This is a genomic window from Gandjariella thermophila, assembly GCF_005405885.1.
GTDB lineage: Bacteria > Actinomycetota > Actinomycetes > Mycobacteriales > Pseudonocardiaceae > Gandjariella > Gandjariella thermophila.
Genome location: NZ_BJFL01000097.1, coordinates 1 through 2,027 on the forward strand (window position 1 = coordinate 1; position 2,027 = coordinate 2,027).

A 2,027-nucleotide genomic window follows, 5' to 3' on the forward strand; every position below is an offset into this window, starting at 1 on the left:
CTACGGCCAGCCTGGACCCCGACACCTTCTGCGCGCCTGCCCCCAGCAAGCCGGAAGCCGGGCAAAACAAGGGCTGCCCCACGCACCATCAAGGCTTGACCGGCCCCACCCCTTCATGGATGATCTGCGGAAACACCACTCCTGCAGGTCAGGGCGGAGCACTTCGCAGGCGTCTGGGGCCCTTCGATGCGGTTGGGCGCACACGGACGCTCCCATTTCGCTCCCACACCGCGCTCCCAGGCACGGCAGGGAAGGTCGTGGCTGGCCGGTACGCCGACTGGGCGCACCTGTGCGTCGTGATCGACACTGGGCGGGCCAAGCGGCCGTGTCTGTGTGTGGCTTGCGTTCCGGGACCGCCCTTGGGTGTTTGCCGCCGGCCGAAAGGGTGTTTTCGCTTCGCCAACGGTGACGAGGACGCGCTGGTCAGGGTCGAATGGCCTGGTGGCAGCACCGATGGACGTGACGTTCCTGCGTGATATCAAGCATGGCGGCCCTGCGGATCAGCCGACGGCGGTCGCGGCCGAGTTGGCCGCGTTCGTCGATGCGGCACAATCCGCGCTGTTGGTGGCCATCTACGACTTCCGGCTCTCCGACACCCTGGCCGCGCCGGTGGTGGCCGCGCTGACCGGGGCGGCACGCCGTGGGGTGCGGGTGCGGATCGCTTATGACGCAGGCAAGCCCAGCACGCAGCGGGTGGCGGCCTTCGCGGCGCTGGGCGCCGACCCTGCCCCGGTGGGCACGCAGCAGTGGCTGCAGCAGCAGTTCGCCCACACCGGTGTCGAGCTCAAGGCGATCGCCGCGCCGTCGGGCAAGCTGATGCACAACAAGTACGCAGTCCGCGACCCCGGCTCCGCCACGGCGGCGGTGTGGACCGGGTCGGCGAACTTCACCGATGCGGCGTGGTCGCGGCAGGAGAACAACATCCTGCGCATCATCAGCCCCGCACTGGCCGCGGTCTACGAGCGGGACTTTACCCAGCTGTGGTCCACCGGCGACATCATCGGCACCGGCGCCGGCGATCGAGGCGAGACCGACGTGAACAGTGCACGGGTGGATTGGGCGTTCGCCCCGGCCGAGGGACGCAGCATCGACGCCGATCTCGCCGGCCTGGTGCGCGCAGCGAGCGGACGTGTGGTGATCGCCTCGATGGTAATCACCTCCCATGGTGTGCTGGCCGCGCTGGCCGACGCCGTGGCGCGGGGCGTGCCGCTCGGTGGCATCTACGACGGCGGGGAGATGAGCCCGATCCTCGCCGAATAGCAGCGCAACCCGCGCGACGCGCAACTGGTCGACCAGTGGCACACGGTGTCCTCACGGCTGGTGGCCAAGCCCTCCGCCCCGTACTCGCCCGACGGGCCGCACGACTTCATGCACAACAAGGTCCTCGTCTGCGACCACACCGTCGCCACCGGCAGCTACAACTTCTCCACCAACGCCGAAGGCAACGCGGAAAACCAGCTCCACCTGCACGCACCCGAACTCGCCAACCAGTACGCCAGCTACATCGACACGCTGCTCACCACATACCGACACGCCTGACCGGCGACGAGTCGGCGATCAGGGTGAGGCCTCCCTTCATCGACGCCGTGCTGCACGTGGCCAGTGGCACCGTGAACCGCCGCCCAGGAACTGCCGGCCACCGCTACGTCTCGGCATCGTGGTTTCAACGCGCCTCGGCTCCTCCGCGTAGGTTCGAATCCCCGGCGGGGCACAGCACAGACGGTCCCGGCTCTGACCAGCGGTTTCCGGCTGGCCGGCTGGTGATCGACGGCAGCTTTGTCGTTCCCGAGCCGGGTGGGGGCGCTGATGGGTGCTTCTCGCGAGGCCGCGGTGCGGTTGGTCACGTTGATCACGGGAACAGTCATCGCGTTGACGTTCCTGTTCGGGTTCGGCAACGTCCTCAATTCTCTGAACTTGATCTTTGTTGGGGTTGGGTCCTCCGGGGCCGGCTCGGTTGTGGTCGGTGTCGTCAGTGGTCGGTTGTGACTGTGGGGATGCCGAGTTCGATGGGGCTGCGTTGTGCGGGG

At 68.1% G+C, this 2,027-nt stretch carries 2 protein-coding genes; both read left to right on the top strand.

Annotated features, from left to right (window positions below; all coding sequences use genetic code 11):
* Positions 1 to 441 precede the first annotated feature (441 nt).
* Positions 442 to 1,260, top strand: a complete 819-nt coding sequence (locus FFT21_RS28320; protein WP_137816961.1) for a phospholipase D-like domain-containing protein — start codon at positions 442 to 444, stop codon at positions 1,258 to 1,260.
* A 60-nt stretch (positions 1,261 to 1,320) separates the two neighbouring features.
* Complete coding sequence (locus FFT21_RS28325; protein WP_225978845.1) at positions 1,321 to 1,539, top strand: phospholipase D-like domain-containing protein; 219 nt, start codon at positions 1,321 to 1,323, stop codon at positions 1,537 to 1,539.
* Positions 1,540 to 2,027: the final 488 nt, after the last annotated feature.